This window comes from Desulfobulbus alkaliphilus (assembly GCF_016918545.1).
In the GTDB taxonomy this organism is placed as follows: Bacteria; Desulfobacterota; Desulfobulbia; order Desulfobulbales; family Desulfobulbaceae; genus Desulfobulbus; species Desulfobulbus alkaliphilus.
In genome coordinates, this window is record NZ_JAFFQC010000415.1 from 1 (window position 1) to 391 (window position 391).

Sequence of the window (391 nt, forward strand, 5' to 3'; positions counted from 1 at the left end):
GGCCGGGAATCTGGCCCAGGTTGCCCAGTTCACGCAGCGCAATCCGGCTCATCTTGAGCTTGCGGTAGAACGCCCGCGGACGACCCGTCACTTCGCAGCGGTTGCGAATGCGGCTCGGCGCGGAGTTGCGCGGCAGTTCGGCCAGCTTCAGGCGCGCGTCGAAGCGCTCCTCCAGCGGCAGGTTTTCGTCGTTGGCGGTCGCCTTGAGGGCGGCCCGCTTCGCGGCATACTTCGCAACCAGGGCCTTGACGGCTTCATTGCGGTTTACGGCGCTTTTCTTAGCCATTGTGCTCTTCCCTTCCCGCTCAGTTCTTCACGAACGGGAACTTGAACTCGGTGAGGAGAGCCTTGGCTTCCTCATCGGTCTTGGCCGTGGTGCAGACGACAATGT

The 391-nt window shown here is 62.9% G+C and carries 1 protein-coding gene and 1 pseudogene; both read right to left on the reverse strand.

The features are described 5' to 3' along the window. A partial coding sequence (gene rpsN, locus JWG43_RS21170) for a 30S ribosomal protein S14 (protein WP_205244493.1) occupies positions 1-286 on the reverse strand: 286 nt, incomplete at its 3' end. 19 nt (positions 287-305) lie between these two features. Continuing rightward, positions 306-391: pseudogene (locus JWG43_RS21175) on the reverse strand (50S ribosomal protein L5); the annotation flags it as partial.